Source organism: Tritonibacter horizontis, from assembly GCF_001518015.1.
GTDB lineage: Bacteria > Pseudomonadota > Alphaproteobacteria > Rhodobacterales > Rhodobacteraceae > Epibacterium > Epibacterium horizontis.
The window spans coordinates 201,978-216,833 of record NZ_LPUY01000074.1; the positions used below are offsets into that span (position 1 = coordinate 201,978).

The 14,856-nt window shown below is 60.1% G+C and carries 12 protein-coding genes; 10 read left to right on the plus strand and 2 right to left on the minus strand.

The features are described 5' to 3' along the window. The first annotated feature begins 72 nt into the window (after window positions 1-72). Genes TRIHO_RS13190 through TRIHO_RS13200 form a run of 3 tightly spaced genes read left to right on the plus strand, consistent with a single transcriptional unit; the run spans window position 73 to window position 4,254 of the window. Window positions 73-735, plus strand: coding sequence for an ABC transporter ATP-binding protein (locus TRIHO_RS13190; protein ID WP_068244387.1), 663 nt, complete (start codon window positions 73-75; stop codon window positions 733-735). After that, window positions 732-3,149 carry an FtsX-like permease family protein gene (locus TRIHO_RS13195; protein ID WP_068244389.1) on the plus strand — a complete coding sequence of 806 codons (2,418 nt, stop codon included), beginning with the start codon at window positions 732-734 and terminating at the stop codon, window positions 3,147-3,149. Before TRIHO_RS13190 ends, TRIHO_RS13195 begins: the two co-directional genes overlap by 4 nt. Beyond that, on the plus strand, window positions 3,139-4,254 hold the full coding sequence (locus tag TRIHO_RS13200) for a lipocalin-like domain-containing protein (protein ID WP_068244392.1): 1,116 nt from the start codon (window positions 3,139-3,141) through the stop codon (window positions 4,252-4,254). The genes TRIHO_RS13195 and TRIHO_RS13200 overlap by 11 nt, the downstream gene beginning before the upstream one ends. On the opposite strand, the gene TRIHO_RS13205 is transcribed toward TRIHO_RS13200, so the two are convergent. Then, complete coding sequence (locus TRIHO_RS13205) at window positions 4,212-5,156, minus strand: TAXI family TRAP transporter solute-binding subunit (protein WP_068244395.1); 945 nt, start codon at window positions 5,154-5,156, stop codon at window positions 4,212-4,214. The two genes, TRIHO_RS13200 and TRIHO_RS13205, sit on opposite strands and share 43 nt — an antisense overlap. Before the next feature lie 406 nt (window positions 5,157-5,562). Here TRIHO_RS13205 and TRIHO_RS13210 point away from each other — a divergent pair, with 406 nt between their 5' ends. From TRIHO_RS13210 to ugpC, 4 genes are all read left to right on the plus strand, one after another. Beyond that, the gene (locus TRIHO_RS13210; protein WP_068244398.1) at window positions 5,563-6,870 is read left to right on the plus strand and encodes an extracellular solute-binding protein; all 1,308 of its coding nucleotides are present in this window, start codon (window positions 5,563-5,565) and stop codon (window positions 6,868-6,870) included. Between the two features lie 74 nt (window positions 6,871-6,944). Next, window positions 6,945-7,826 carry an ABC transporter permease subunit gene (locus TRIHO_RS13215; RefSeq protein ID WP_068244400.1) on the plus strand — a complete coding sequence of 294 codons (882 nt, stop codon included), beginning with the start codon at window positions 6,945-6,947 and terminating at the stop codon, window positions 7,824-7,826. Between the two features lie 12 nt (window positions 7,827-7,838). Next, window positions 7,839-8,750 (plus strand): sn-glycerol-3-phosphate ABC transporter permease UgpE, encoded by a 912-nt coding sequence (gene ugpE, locus TRIHO_RS13220; RefSeq protein ID WP_068244403.1) that lies wholly within the window; start codon window positions 7,839-7,841, stop codon window positions 8,748-8,750. Between the two features lie 11 nt (window positions 8,751-8,761). Next, window positions 8,762-9,811 carry a sn-glycerol-3-phosphate ABC transporter ATP-binding protein UgpC gene (gene ugpC / locus TRIHO_RS13225; RefSeq protein ID WP_068244406.1) on the plus strand — a complete coding sequence of 350 codons (1,050 nt, stop codon included), beginning with the start codon at window positions 8,762-8,764 and terminating at the stop codon, window positions 9,809-9,811. 105 nt (window positions 9,812-9,916) lie between these two features. On the opposite strand, the gene TRIHO_RS13230 is transcribed toward ugpC, so the two are convergent. Further along, window positions 9,917-10,744, minus strand: coding sequence for a hypothetical protein (locus TRIHO_RS13230; RefSeq protein ID WP_068244409.1), 828 nt, complete (start codon window positions 10,742-10,744; stop codon window positions 9,917-9,919). 244 nt (window positions 10,745-10,988) lie between these two features. On the opposite strand from TRIHO_RS13230, the gene TRIHO_RS13235 reads away from it, so the two are divergent. The 3 genes from TRIHO_RS13235 to TRIHO_RS13245 all read left to right on the plus strand — a co-directional run bounded on the left by TRIHO_RS13235 (window position 10,989) and on the right by TRIHO_RS13245 (window position 14,764). Continuing rightward, window positions 10,989-11,678 (plus strand): class II aldolase/adducin family protein, encoded by a 690-nt coding sequence (locus tag TRIHO_RS13235; protein WP_207498689.1) that lies wholly within the window; start codon window positions 10,989-10,991, stop codon window positions 11,676-11,678. A 313-nt stretch (window positions 11,679-11,991) separates the two neighbouring features. Continuing rightward, entirely contained in the window at window positions 11,992-14,298 is a 2,307-nt protein-coding gene (locus TRIHO_RS13240) for a sensor histidine kinase (RefSeq protein ID WP_082705135.1), read from the plus strand. Further along, a complete protein-coding gene (locus tag TRIHO_RS13245; RefSeq protein WP_068244414.1) occupies window positions 14,288-14,764 on the plus strand; it encodes a response regulator in 477 nt (158 codons plus the stop codon). Before TRIHO_RS13240 ends, TRIHO_RS13245 begins: the two co-directional genes overlap by 11 nt. Window positions 14,765-14,856 lie beyond the last annotated feature (92 nt).

Below are 14,856 nucleotides of genomic sequence, written 5' to 3' on the forward strand. Positions count from 1 at the left end.
GAAATCGAACCTTGAACATGCAACGCTTGCATTACATGCATGTTACAAGATCTTGGTTCGAGGGGCATATTTATGCTTTTGTCTGTCAGTGGCCTGACCCATCGGTATCCCGGCCAGTCGCGCAATGTTCTGACCGGTGTCGGCTTTGACCTGGCGCGGGGCGACAGCGTGGCGCTGACCGGGGAAAGCGGTTCCGGCAAAAGCACCGTGTTGCATTTTCTCGCAGCCCTTGACCGACCGGATCAGGGCCGCATCCTGTTTGACGGGCACGACATCGTGCCCCTCGCGGACAAACCCGCAGCCGCCCTGCGTCGCAGCCGGATCGCGCTGGTTTTTCAGCAGTTTAATCTGGTTCCGGCGCTTACGGTGGCGGACAATATCGCCCTTCACGCGCATCTGGGACAGCGATTTGATCCGGAATGGACCCAGACCCTGATCCGCCAATTGGGCTTGGCCGAGCTGGTCACCAGATACCCGGAACAGATCTCTGGCGGGCAACAACAACGGGTTGCGATCGCCCGGGCGTTGGCTCTGCGACCGGATCTGCTGCTGGCGGACGAGCCGACCGGCAATCTGGATGAAACTGCCAGCGCCGAGGTTCTGCGCCTGATGTTCAGGCTTGTGGCCGAGGCCGGAAGTGCCCTGTTTCTGGTGACCCATTCGCAAAACATCGCCCGTCAATGCGCCCGTCGGCTGCATCTGAGCGGCGGCACAATCCGGCCCGTCGGCTCATGATCCTGACCCTGCGGGTGCTGCTGAGCCATTGGCGACATGCGCCGCTTCAATTGGGTTTGCTGATCCTCGGTCTGGCCCTTGCCACCGCGCTCTGGTCGGCGGTTCAGGCGATCAACAGCGAGGCGCGTGCGTCTTATTCCCGCGCGGTAGAGCAGCTTGGCACCCGCGATCTGCCCAGCCTGACCGCCCCGGACGGCGACATTCCGCTGGCGACCTATGTCGCGCTGCGCCGGGCGGGGTGGCAGGTGTCGCCGGTTCTGGAAGGGGTCTGGACCCCCGCCAAAGAGTCGCTGACCCTGCTGGGCGTTGATGTCCTGAGCTACCCGGGGGCCGCATTGATGGCGCAAACGACACCCGCCACCGGACTGGATCCTCTTGCCGTCCTGCGCCCGCCCGGCACGCTCTATGCGCATCCCGACACGCTGGCGCATGTGCTGCAGGACACAGGGCCGCGCGTCATGGCCCTGCAAGAGCTGCCGCAGGGCATTGTCCTGACCGATCTTTCGGTTGCCGAGAGGCTGCTGGGGACATCGGGCCGTCTCAGCCGCATACTGATCCTGCCGGATCAGCCCATGGGGCTTTTGCCGCTGACCCAGCTGGTGCCAGAGCTGGAGCTGAGCACAACGGACGACGGAGCGCTTGGTGATCCGCAGCGATTGACCCAGAGTTTTCACCTCAACCTGACGGCGTTTGGGCTGTTGGCGTTTGGCGTCGGACTGTTCATCGTTCAGGGCAGCGTCACCCTCAGTGTCGAGCAACGGCGCGGCACCATTCACACCCTGCGCTGCCTCGGCGTGCCGGTCGCCACACTGATACAGGCGCTCCTGCTGGAGTTGGTGTTGCTGGCGCTGGTTGCCGGTGTGCTTGGTCTGGTGCTGGGCTACATCGTTGCCGGTTTTCTGCTGCCGGATGTCAATGCGACGCTGCGTGGGCTATATGGTGCACCGGTCGCCGGCGCGCTGTCCCTGCGTCCCGGCTGGGTCCTGTCCGGGCTTGGGATGGCGCTGGCCGGCACGGGTCTGGCCGGGCTTCAGGCCTTGCTGACCCTGAAACATATGGCGACACAGCTGACCCAGGCGAGCCAGGCCGTCGCACGCCGCCGGGCGGGCCTGATCTGGATATGGGCCATTGTGGGCCTCTTGTTGATCGGGCTTGCTGGGGGAATGCTTTGGGGCGGAAACGGCCTTGTGGCGGGCTTTGTCGGTCTTGCGGGCCTGATGCTGGGCTGCGCGCTGTTGTTACCGCCGAGCCTCTTTTGGGCGCTGACGTTCTGGCTGCGGATGACCCGTCGTCCTGTCCTGCGTTGGTTGATTGCGGACAGCCGCTTGCAACTGCCCGGCCTGTCGCTGTCCCTGATGGCGCTTTTACTGGCGATTGCGACCAATATCGGTGTCGGCACCATGGTATCGAGCTTTCGGCTGACCTTTACCGGCTGGATCGATCAGCGGCTCGCCGCTGACCTCTATGTCGAAGCGGCAGGACCGCAACAGGCGCAGGCGATATTGACCTGGGCAGAGGCACGGGGCGCGCGCAGCTTGCCGCAATACCGCTGGACAACCCGAAGCGCCTCGGCGCCGCTGCTGCTGTATGGCGTGGTCGATGATCCGCTTTACCGGCAGAACTGGCCGCTGCTGCGCAGTCTTCCCGACGCATGGGATCGCTTGCACAGCAAGGGCGCGGTCCTGATCAACGAACAATTGGCCCATCGCGCCGACCTCGCCCCCGGAGACATGCTGGCGCTCGGACCAGACTGGTCTGCCCGGATCGTGGGGATCTATTCCGACTATGGCAACCCGGATGGGCAGGCGATTGCCGGGATTACGACCTTGCAGCAACGGGCGGTCCCCCTGACCTTGCGGCGCATCGGTCTGGTGCCGCCGGACGGCGAAACACCCGAAGGGCTGGCGGCCGCCCTGCGCCAGGACCTGGCCCTGCCCGCAAGTGCCATCCTGGCCAAGGACCGGATCCGCGCGGCATCTGTGGCGGTGTTTGACCGAACCTTTGTGGTGACCGCCGCCCTCAACGTGTTGACCTTGGGAGTTGCCGGCTTTGCGATGCTCACCAGTTTTCTCAGCCAATGGAGCAGACGACTGCCGCAACTCGCGCCGGTCTGGGCCATGGGCGTCAGCCGCCGCCAACTTGCCGGGCTCGAGCTGTTGCGCAGTCTCGGTCTGGCGCTGTTGACCTTCGTGCTTGCGCTGCCGCTGGGCCTTGGTCTGGCCTGGGTCCTGCTGACTGTCATCAATCTGGAGGCCTTTGGCTGGCGGCTGCCGATGTTCCTTTTCCCGGCGGACTGGGCGCGTCTGCTGGGCCTGACAGGGGCGGCAGCCGGGATTGCGGCGCTCCTGCCGATCCTGCGCCTGCTGCACATCCCTCCGGCCCGCTTGTTGGGAGTTTTTTCAAATGATCGCTAGGGCTTATCGGGCAGTCTTCGCCTGCATTTCAACTGCAATCCTGGGTATTGTTTTCCCAGCACTTCCAGTGTCTGCACAGACCCAAGGCTACGCGGACCTCGGTCGCGCGGCAACGGGTTTTGCCGTGCCGACGCCGGGCGTGCCTTTGCAATTCCCGGCGGATCACGGTGCCCACCCCGACTATCGGATCGAGTGGTGGTATCTGACGGCGAACCTTCAGACCGAAACCGGCGAAGATCTGGGGATACAATGGACGCTTTTTCGCTCCGCACTTGCGCCGGGCGAAGGGCCGGCCTGGCAAAGCCCGCAGATCTGGATGGCCCATGCCGCCGTCACCACACCCAGCGACCACCATTTCGCCGAACGTCTGGGACGAGGCGGAACCGGGCAAGCCGGGGTCGAGATCGCGCCGTTCACCGCCTGGATTGACGACTGGGAACTCCGTGCGCCCGATGCCTCGCTCGACCGGCTGGCCGTGACCGCAAGATCCGAGGACTTTGCCTATGCGCTGGACCTCGCGGCGGATGGGCCGCTGGTTCTGCACGGCAGCGACGGCTATTCGGTCAAATCGGCGCAGGGTCAGGCCAGCTATTACTACGCGCAACCCGCCTATCAGATCACCGGGCAGATCACCCTGCCGGACGGTTCGCACAGGGTTTCCGGCACGGCCTGGTTGGACCGGGAATGGTCAAGTCAACCCCTTGCGCCCGATCAAAGCGGCTGGGACTGGTTCTCGTTGCGGCTCGACAGTGGTGAGGCGCTGATGGGCTTCGTCCTGCGCAGCGAACAGGGCGATTTCACCTCCGGCACCTGGATCACTGCTGACGGAACGGTTGAACCCCTGCACCCGGAGGAGTTCCAGGCTGCGCCCCTCGCCTGGTCCGAGGTCGCCGGGCGGCAGATCCCGACTCGCTGGCACGTCACGCTTGACTCTCGCCAACTCCGGGTCGAGGTGGGCGCGCTCAATCCGCAGGCCTGGATGGGAACATCCTTTGCCTATTGGGAGGGGCCGGTCACGGTCTCCGGCAGCCACACGGGTCGCGGATATCTGGAAATGACCGGCTACGGGGAACTGCGCTCCAACAGTCCCTCGAACCGGAAATAGGCGCGCGCGGCACGGTGCAGCGGCGCGGTGTTGAAATCCTCCACCATCCGCTGTTGGTCGAGTGAGGCAAAGCCGGGATGCGCCCGCCGCAGCGCCGCGAGATCCGTGATGATGGTCCGAACCAGCGCGTTCACCACGCGCAAGCCCTGCTGACGGGTGGTGACCAGGGTTGCGGCAAACCCGAAGGATTTCACCGGCTCCCTGTTGCCCCGATAGAGGTTTGCCGGAATTTCAGCAAAGCCATAAACATCGCTTGCGGCGATAATCGCCCGCAGACGCGGGTCATCGACCGGAACCAGCACAGAGTCACAGGCGGTGGTTGCATCCTCGACCGAGGCTGACGGATGCCCCACCACATAAATCATTGCGTCGAATTCACCGGCGCAGAGGGCGGCGGACTGGCTTTCTGCCGGCAAGTCGGACACCTGGGCAAAACTGTCCAGGTCCCATTCCAGCGCCGTCATCAGCACCTCCATCGTGGCGCGCTGGCCAGACCCCTTGTTGCCGATGTTCACACGTTTGCCACGCAGATCGGCAAAGGACGCAATGCCGGCATCCGCGCGCGCCACTACGGTAAAGATCTCCGAATGCAGCGAGACCAGCGCGCGCAGGTCGGAAAACGGGACCCCTTCAGATAGCAGTGGCGATCCGTGATAGGCCTGCGCCTGCCAGTCGGACTGCACAATGGCGAAATCCAGCCGTCCCTCGCGCAGCGCCTGTAAATTGGCCAGAGATCCGCCGCTTGGTTCTGCACGGCACCGGATGCCGTGGCGGCGACGGTCCTTGTTCAGCAGCCGGCAGATCGCGGTTCCCATCGGGTAGTATAACCCGGACACCGCGCCCGTGCCGATGGTAATGAAATCCTCGGCGGTGACCCGCGTGGACATCAAACTGATGCACATGAGCGTTCCCAGTACCCATCGCGATACCGTTTTTCGCAACGCCCGCATCCGCTGTTCTCCCCCGAAGATATGTCCGCGCAAACTTCCAAAGGGGCCGTCGCGTGTCAAGGACCATGGCCCGTTGCACCGTGGATCCCACCACCGGCACATGGCCTGCTTTGCCGACCGGGGCCACCGCGACCGATGTCATAAAAGAGTTATTCAAAATCTGTAGGCGGGCACTCGTGTCCCCGGAATCAATACCGGCACCCTGTCTGCATTGCCTTGCAGAGCGCGTGTCGAAATTGGAACCGGCGCGATCCGCGGGGCGCGCTGTCATTGGCCTTTTGGGAATGGTGGCAGTTTGTGTGCGTCCAAACAAATAAAACACGCTCCGCTCTTGGGGTATTCAGACTTGGAGATGTCGATGACATTCTGGAAAATCGCAGCGCTGAACGTCGCTGTTGCCATCTCGGCCACCGCGGCCTGGGCCGAAACCGAAATCACACTCTGGCACGCAATGGGCGGCCAATTGGGTGAAACTGTCAACAAAATCGCCGAGGATTTCAACGCCGCCCAGGATGATTACAAGATCACTCCGGTGTTCAAGGGCTCTTACGAGGAAACCCTGACAGCAGGTATCGCCGCTTTCCGTGCGGGCGAACAGCCCAACATCATGCAGGTCTTTGATGCCGGCGCCGCCACTGTGATCGGTGCCAAGGGCGCCACCATCCCGGTGCAGGATCTGCTGACCGAAAATGGTGTTGATTTCGACATCAACGATTACATCTCCGGCGTGCGTTATTTCTACGCCGACAGCGATGGCAAGATGATCGGCATGCCGTTCAACTCTTCCTCGCCCATCATGTATTTCAACGTCGATGCGCTGGAAAAAGCGGGCGTTTCCGCGCCGAAAACCTGGGAAGAGTTCCAGTCCGTGACCGCGCCCGCCCTGAAGGACGCCGGTTACATCGCCTTGGCACAATCGCACCTGCCCTGGATCTTCACCGAAAACTTCATGTCCCGTCACGACCTGCCCTTTGCGACCAACAACAACGGGTATGATGGCGCCGAAGGTACAGAGATCCTCGTCAACAACGACGCGATCAAGGCCCATTTCACCGCTCTTACAGAGTGGAAAGAAAACGGCCTGTTTGAATGGTACGGCACCGGTTGGGGTGACAACCAGCAGCCCTTCGAAGATGGCGATGTTGCAATCTGGCTCGGCTCTTCCGGCTCTTTCGGCGGCCTGATGTCCAAGGATCTCGGCTTTGAATTCTCCGCCACCGTGCTGCCCTACTGGGAAGCCGTGACCACGGAGCCCAAACAGACCTTCATCGGCGGCGCGTCCCTGTTCGCGATGTCCGGCCATGACGCAGAAGAGAACGAAGCCGCCGCGAAGTTCTTTGAATACCTGACCTCCCCCGAGGTTCAGTATTTCTGGCACCAGGAAACCGGCTATGTGCCGATCACCGAAGCCGCCTATGCGCTGGCCAAGGAAGACGGCCACTATGACCGTTTCCCGGCTGCCGAAGTTGGCATCCAACAGCTGTCCCTGCCCGGCGGCGAGAACACCAAAGGCTATCGGATGGGCTTTTACGTGCAGATCCGTGACGTGATGAACCGTGAATACGGCCGCATCCTGTCCGGCGAGACCTCCGTCGAAGATGCCTTTGCCAATATCGAGAAAGAAGCCAACGACCTGCTGGCGCGTTTTGCCAAAACCCAGGGCTAAGCCTCTTTGAACGTGAGACAACCCGCCCATCTGGTGCGGGTTGTCTGCTATTTCTTGACTATGGAAGACCCCTCATGAAACGTGCCGGATTCACCACCGTCTGGCTGCCCGTCGCATTGTTGCTGCCGCAATTGTTGATCATCGCGATCTTCTTTTATTGGCCGGCAGCCTGGGCGGTGCAGTCTTCGTTCTACCTTCAGGACCCGTTTGGGTTCGGGTCCACATTTGTGGGCTTTGAGAACTACACCGACCTGTTGCAAAACGTCGAATATGCCAAGGTCGCCCGCTTCACGGTGATCTACACGGTGCTTGTCACGTTCTTTTCTCTTGCTCTGGCGCTGTTGTTGGCGGTCAAGGCCGATGCGGTGATCCGGGGCGCCAAAACCTATCGCACGCTGCTGATGTGGGTCTACGCCATCGCGCCGCCGGTTGCGGGATTTCTCGGGCTGATGTTCTTTGATCAGCGCAACGGTCCGCTGACAGAGATGTTTCAATTCTTCGGTTGGGATTTCCGTTTGGGCGCGGATTTCAACTCCACCGCCACCGCCATGGTGATCGTCGCGGTCTGGAAACAGATCCCGGTCAATTTCATTTTCTTCCTGTCCGGTCTGCAATCCATCCCGAAATCGGTGCGTGAGGCAGCCCTGATCGACAACCGCTCTGCCACCGGGCGGTTCTGGGATGTCACCTTCCCGTTGCTGGCGCCGACCGCCTTTTTCCTGCTGATCATCAACATCACCTATTCGCTCTTTGATACCTTCGGCATCGTCGACACTCTTGTGCGATCCGAGCCGGGCAACAATCCGGTCACCCTCGTCTACAAGGTCTTTGTCGATGGGTTCCGGGGCAATGACCTTGGGGGCTCCTCCGCGCAATCGGTGATCCTGATGATCCTGGTGCTTGTCCTGACCATCTTCCAGTTCCGGCTTATCGAACGCCGGATCCATTATACCTGAGGGGTGGTGATTATGGCTGACCTGACCCAATCCAGTACACTTCAAACCAGCGTCTCCACGCCGTTGCGGCCCCGGATCAAACTGCGACATGTTGTTGACCACGCGATCCTCATCGCGGGCGCGTTCCTGATGCTGTTTCCGGTTGTTCTGGTTCTGATGACCACCAGTTTCGAGGATGCCGACATCGTCAAGCATGGCCTGCAACTAGGGTTCGAAGGCAAGATGCTTGAGAACTTCGAGGCCGCGATGTTTGAGGCCTCCGGGTTCACCAAAACCATCACCGGCACGCGGATGCTGATGAATTCCATGATCCTCGGGCTTGGTTTCGCCATCGGCAAGATCGTGATCTCGATGATGGCGGCCTATGCGATCGTCTATTTTCGGCTGCGCTTTGCCACGCTGGCGTTCTGGATCATCTTTACCACCCTGCTGTTGCCGCTGGAGGTTCGCATCCTGCCCTCCTACGAGGCGATCCAGAGCCTCGGGCTCGCCAATACCTATACCGGTCTGATCGTGCCGCTGATCGCCTCCGCGACGGGCACGTTCTTCTTTCGCCAGTTCTTCCGGTCCATTCCGGAGGAGCTGGTAGAGGCCGCGCGGATTGACGGCGCCGGGCCGGTGAAGTTCTTCATCGACATCATCATACCGCTCAGCCGCACGATGATCGCGGCGATCTTCATCATCATGTTTGTTTACGGCTGGAACCAGTACCTCTGGCCCACCCTGATCACCACCGACGAGGGCATGTTCACCCTGGTGCGGGGCATCAAGCAGATCGTGCAGGTTCTCTCTCAGACCGGCGCCATGATCCCCGAATACGGCAAGGCGCTGGCGCTCTCGCTGATCGCCATGATCCCGCCGGTGCTGATCGTCATCTTCTTCCAAAGCTGGTTCGTCAAGGGCCTCACGGAATCCGATAAATAAGGAACGAAACTATGGCACAGGTAACTCTGGACCGTGTCCGCAAGACCTACCCCAACGGGCATGAGGCGGTGCAGCCGTGCACCGTGGAAATCCCCGATGGCGAACTTGTGGTGCTGGTCGGCCCCTCGGGCTGCGGCAAATCCACTCTCTTGCGGATGATTGCAGGCTTGGAGGACATCACCGAAGGGTCATTGTCCATCGGCCCGGATGTGGTCAATCACAAGGATCCCGCCGATCGCAACATCGCGATGGTGTTTCAGAACTACGCGCTCTATCCCCATATGACCGTTGCAAAAAACATGGGCTACGGGCTGAAGAACAGGGGCGCGTCCAAGGCGGAAATAGACCAGAAGGTCGCAGAGGCCGCGCGCATTCTGAACCTCGGGGACTATCTTGACCGGCGGCCGAGCCAGCTTTCGGGCGGGCAACGCCAGCGGGTCGCGATGGGGCGCGCCATCGTCCGCGATCCCGAACTGTTCCTGTTTGACGAGCCGCTCTCCAACCTGGACGCCAAGCTGCGCAATCAGATGCGGATCGAAATTCGTGCGCTGCAGCAGCGGCTTGGGGTGACTTCTGTCTACGTGACCCACGATCAGGTCGAAGCGATGACCATGGCCGACCGGATTATCGTGCTGAACGGCGGCCGGGTCGAGCAGATCGGCACCCCGAGCGAGATTTACGAACGCCCCGCCTCGACTTTTGTCGCGGGGTTCATGGGCGCGCCGCCGATGAACCTGATGCAGGCCCGGGTCCTGAACGGTGCGGTGCAGTTGGACGGCACCACCAAACTCACCCTCGCGCCGCCGGCGGTTGCCACCGATACCGTTCTGGTCGGCTTTCGCCCCGAAGATGTCCGTCTCGGGGGCGATGGATCCGCCGTTCTGGAGGTCGCGATTGTCGAAGAACTGGGCGCGCACCGGCTTCTTCACGGCACTTTGGGGGGGCAAAGCTTTTCCATCAGTGTCGGCAAGGATGAAACCGCGCAGGTCGGTCCGCAGCCGATCACCCTGCCCCAGGATCGCGTGCATTTCTTCCACCCTGAACGCGGCACGCGTCTGTAACCTTATGGCTCCATCATAAAAACGCCGACCGCATAAATGCGGTCGGCATGGTGGTCGTTCGGGGACCTTCAGCGGGCTTGCCCGACACTTGCCAGCCGGGACAGGTCATGCCGGAACGGGCGGCTTCAGCTTTTTACGCCATTCAGAAATAGCCTTGATCCGGGTGGTCATCTTGCCATTCAGATCCAGCATGTCCTTCTTGGTCTTCATCGCCTTGATGTCGCTGGTGTTTGCCCCTTTGGACGCCCAGTCCGCCATCGCCTTAAAAATCGCGTCGCCGGTTTTCTTTTCTACGCTTCCATCGGGATAAAGCTTGGCAATATTGCCGACGTTCTGGTTGATGTCCCGGGCTGCTTTCATGATGTTTTCGCGAAAGAACGACAGCGCTTCGGCTTCATCGCCATTGGAATTGCGCTGGTTCTGCGCCACAAACAGCGCCCCCTTTTTCAAGGTCGCATCCAGGTTCTTGCCCAGCACGTTCAGCGAGCGCACGGCCTCTGTCATTTCCTTGCCGCGCTTGCCGACGATCTGCTTGTTCAGGTTCAGCTGTGCCTCACCGCTGACGATGATTGCCTCGAGATCTTTTTCAAGAACGTTCAGGCTGTCCAGCTTCATCTTCGACCCGGATTTCTTCACTTCTTCCTTCCAGGCGGCATCGATGACCTTGACGTAGGAGGCGCAGGCTTTCTTCGCGGCGAGCAACGCCTTTGCGAGCGCATCAAGCGATTTCAACTGCTTATCGAGGTCCTTCTTGCCACCGGCGGAGCGGTAGTCGTTAAACCCCTTGTCCATCGCCTTAAAGTTGGTGGACAGCGTGGTCCGGGACACCATCTTGATGAAACCATCGCTGGGCTTCTTGGACTTGGTGTTCTTTTCAAACGCTTTCTTCGCCCGTTCCCATTCCGCCGCCCAGGCTCCTGCTTCAACTGCCATCTTGTGTTCCTCCACTCGCGCAAGCAATTTTCGATCTAATATTCGACTAGCGGTTGCCTAATTTGTCCTCAAGCCATCAGAGGCGAAAGTTTGAAACAACCGATGTCGCATGGTCTACAACGGAAAGGTTGAAAGTTTCCGTCGCGGCAATTGAAATTTTTTCTCTCTCGCGGCGCAAATTCTGCACAGCCCGTTCCCGCAGGTCCGGATACAGGCTAGAACCACTGCTGTGAGAGTGCGAAGAATGGAACTGCAAATGCCCGCTGCCCCGGATCACCTTGAAACGCGCGAAGCGATCATCACCGCCTGTCTCGACCTCAACCGCAGCGGTGTGAACCAGGGGACCTCCGGCAATATATCGGTGCGCATTGGAGATCGCTTTCTGGTCACCCCCTCGGGCGTGCCCTACGAGCAGATGACCCCGGAGATGATCGTTGAGCTTCCCCTCGACGGGACCGAGGTTCGGCCGGGACAAATGAAACCTTCGACCGAATGGCCCTTCCATCAGGCGATCCTGCGGGCCAAGCCGCAGATGCAGGCCGTTGTGCATGCGCATCCCGTCTCCTGCAGCGCGCTGGCCATGAACCGGCTGTCCATTCCCGCCTGCCATTACATGGTCGCGGCCTTTGGCGGCTATGATGTGCCACTGGCCGACTATGCCCTGTTCGGAAGTCAGGAGTTGTCGGACAACGTGACCCAGGCGATGGCCGACCGATCTGGCTGCCTGATGGCCAATCATGGCGCGGTCGTATGTGGCGAAACGCTTGCAAAGGCGATGTGGCGGATGGTCGAACTGGAAACGCTTGCCCGGGGCTATGTTGCCAGTCTTTCGATCGGCACACCGCATATCCTCAGCACTGCAGAAATGGATGCGGTGCTGGAAGGGTTCGCAACCTATGGTCCGCGCCCGGCATCGGATCCCGCCGCGCGCTGACGTTGCCCGACCGCGCAGGCCGGCGATGGATCTGCTCGGGTCTGCGTTCGCCTGCCAACGATCCTCCAGAGTTCAATGACCTGCAGGGACAGGCCCGCCAATGGAGATGCCGTTGGCGGGCCGTTCGCCGCTAGAGGGAAAGTTTAACCATTTTCTGCTAAATTCAGGCTTGGAAAATGAACCGGGACAATAAACCAGCGCAAATTGGACGACAAGTTAACGCTCTATTATGCCAAACGGAGAAACCCTCGTCACGTCCCTAGTATCGAGTATCGTGCGGGCCGAACGGCGTGCACGACGGAAATGAGGCCTGATGGCATTTGTACCCTCTAAATCATTGCGTTTCCAGATCACGGCGCGCGCGGTTGCAACCACGGTGATCGCCGTGGTCGTTCTGACCATCGCCAGCGCCATCATATCAAACCACCTGGAATCCCGACAGACGGCCTCGGACCTCGTCGATGTTGCCAACCAGGTGACCCGTGCCACCACAGACGCCAATTCGGCCATCGGCTCCGACGCCCGGATCCTGGCAAATATGCCCCCTGTCGCGGCGCTTATTCGCGCCTCGCGCAACAATGGCGTCGATCCGCTGAGCGGCGACACTGTGGACGAATGGACCGAACGGCTTGCAACGATTTTCTCCTCCTTCCATTCCCTGCGCCCGAACTACACGCAGATCCGTTTTGTCAGTTTTGACAACAACGGACGCGAAATCGTGCGGGTCAACAAGCAGGACGGTGCATTGGTGCGGGTCCCAGATGACGAGCTGCAGACCAAGAGCAACGAACCCTATTTTGCGGATGCCGCGGAGCTGGCCCCCGGTGAAATCTATGTCGGTGCGCCCTCGTTCAACCGGGAACGGGGGGTCATTCAGAAACCGCACTTGCTGGTTTATCGCGTCTTGGTGCCGGTTTTCGACGAAAACGGCGGCAAATTCGGCTTTATTGCGATCAATGTCGATCTCCTCCGTCACAATGCAGCGGTCTACGAACCGCTGAAACTGGAATCGGATTTCGTTCTTCATAACTCCGCCGGCAGCAGCTACCACTGGAACGCCAAAACCCAGACCGGAAGTTTCAAGTTTTTGGGGACCTCCGCCCTGCCGCCGGAAGTCGAAGAAAAAGTGGTCGCGCGGGATGGGCCGCTTCCACGGGGGTTGATACGGGTCACGCACGATGGGCACGACTACCTGTCCACCCGCTTGAGCAGCCTTAGTCGCGCCTCGCATCAAGTCTATTTCACACTGATAAGAAATAGAAATTTCTTTCAAAGGGTCTTGCCAGGCTCCACCCGGACACTCTTTTTGCTGGGCCTGATTGTAATCGTCACCTCGGTCGTGCTGACCCGCAGGAGCGTTGATCGGGCCCTCGACCCGATGATCAACATGCGCAGCAATGTCATGAACGCCGCCACCACCGGTCGCGCTCCCAGCCTGCCCGTCGGTCTTCAGGATGAGGTCGGCGATCTTGCCCGCAGCTTCAACACCCTGATTGATCGCCTGCGCGATCAGGAGGCCAGCGCACGGCGGGTGTTTGATGCGGTTATGGACGGATTGGTGGTGATCCGTCTGGATGGAACGATTGAAAACAGCAATATCGCATTCCAGAACGAATTCGGCATCGTCCCCGTATCGCCGGTCAAAGCCGAACTCTCCCAGATTATGGCGGGGTCCGATTGGGCGGCTCTGGCGGCTGAAATGGCCGATTATGTCGCCGCCGACCCGCAGGAAACGAGGGAGATCAAACGCCTGTGCACGGGGTGGGATCGGGCGGAACGCGAGGTCTCGCTCGATATTTCGATCAGCCTGCTTCCGTCCCAGAACGACCAGCCCCTGTTCGTTGCGGTTGTGCGCGATGTCACCGCGGCCGCCAAGATGAAGCGGGACAGTCAGGCCCTCATCGACAGGCTCAACCGGTCCAACCAGGAGTTGGAAGAATTCGCCTATGTCGCCTCACATGACCTGAAGGCCCCGCTGCGCGCCATTTCCCACGCCGCCACATGGCTGGAAGAAGACCTGGAAGAGTTGTTGACCGAGGAAACCCGCGAACATCTCCATTTCATGACCTCCCGGATCGCCCGGATGTCCCGCCTGCTGGATGATCTCTTGCTGCATTCCCGTATCGGTTCGGTCGAGTTTGATCCGACACGCGACATCGTAAGCGGCGCCTATATGGCGGAGGACCTGGAAAAGCTTGCAGGCAGTGATGACAAGATCAAACTGGAATTTTCGGACGACTTCAAAGCGGCAATGATGAACTTCATGCCGCTGCGGACCATCCTGCTCAATCTGATCGGCAACTCGATCAAACACAGCGACAAGGAGATCGGCGAAATCACAGTGTCGCTGGAAGAAAGATCAACCGAATATGCGATATCGGTGCGCGACAACGGCCCCGGTATCCCTGAGAAATTTCACGAGCATATTTTTGGTCTTTTCAAAACCTTGGAATCTCGGGACAAAGTCGAAGGCAGCGGCATGGGGCTTGCCTTTGTGAAAAAGCACCTGACGATCCTGGATCAGAACATTTCAGTTGTCTCCGACGGAGATGGGACGGGAACTGAATTCATTTTCACCTGGCCGAAGCCAGAACAGAGAGGAGCGCAAAATGCTGCTTAAACGTCCAGAAAATGACGTCGCACCGGTCAATCTTCTGCTTGTCGAAGACGACGATTTTGAAGCGGCCGCCGTGAAACGTGCCTTTTTGAAAGCGCGGATCAGCAATACGATCATCCGCGCCTCGGACGGCGAAGAAGCACTGGACATCCTCGAAGGCCGGCATCCGGAAAAATCAATCTCCAGCCCGTTGATTGCACTGGTTGACATCAACATGCCCAGGATGGGCGGGATGGAATTCATCGCGGAACTGCGCAAGCGGCCGCATCTGAGTAGCCTGATCTGCTTTGTTCTGACCACCTCCAGCGACCCCGATGATGTCTCCGAAGCCTATGCGCTGAACGTCGCAGGCTATATCGTCAAACAAACGGCGGGCGAAGATTTTTCCAACCTCTTGAACCTGCTCGGGGATTATTGGGTGACGGTGCAGATGCCCTGCTCCCCCGCGCCTCACCCTGTTCCGTCCTGACCCCACCCGTCGCCAGTGTTTGAAATCAGCCTGCTGCCCTGCTGGACGTCACCTTCGCGCGGCCCCCTTCCGATGGCGGGCGGGTCAGGGGG